Annotated in this window: 1 protein-coding gene; it reads right to left on the reverse strand. The window is 42.7% G+C overall.

Going from position 1 to position 630, the window contains the following annotated elements:
• On the reverse strand, positions 1 to 611 hold a 611-nt coding region (locus tag E1171_RS00365; RefSeq protein WP_155203006.1), incomplete at its 3' end, for a hypothetical protein.
• Positions 612 to 630 lie beyond the last annotated feature (19 nt).

The following is a 630-nucleotide window of genomic DNA, read 5'->3' on the forward strand; positions in this document are numbered from 1 at the left end:
CCTTCTTGTGTCCAGAACCGAAGATCTCCGCTTTCAAAGCGTATTGTTTTTAAATCTTGTCCCAAAAGAGAAATAACATCTCCGGAATAGATGGAATAGATTTTATCCTCAAAGGTGGAAGTCCCACTAATTTTGAAATCCCCTGATACATCCAAAGTGGCATGTCCATTAAAATCATTTGTGTTATGTCCAATGCTTAATGCTTTAAAAGCTCCACGCATGGCATCGGCATAGGTTCGACCACCCTCCAGTGTAAATTTTATGTGTTCGCCCTCTGGGGGTGGTTCATTGACAAATTCGGCCTGGTATAGAATTCGTTTAGGAGCTCTTCCTCCAGAATTCAGCAAATAAAACTCTTGAGGGGTAGCAGGGCCCTCTACCAAGTATAGTGAGTTAAAGGCCTCTGCAGAAGTATTTTGTCCATTCCCTGTAAATTGTAATATTTTATCGTTGATATATACGAGGCCAGGACCAATGGTGTAGGTCTCAGGGTCTGTACCTTCTTCTATAGCACAGCCACTGAAAATAAAGGCACCCATACCTTTGTATTGTTCTTCCAGGGCAATGAATAGATCGTCCTGCATGATTTGCAGGTCATCGTTATGCAGCATACGGCCGCCTTCGGTAAAA

This window comes from Xanthovirga aplysinae (assembly GCF_009711365.1).
In the GTDB taxonomy this organism is placed as follows: domain Bacteria; phylum Bacteroidota; class Bacteroidia; order Cytophagales; family Cyclobacteriaceae; genus Xanthovirga; species Xanthovirga aplysinae.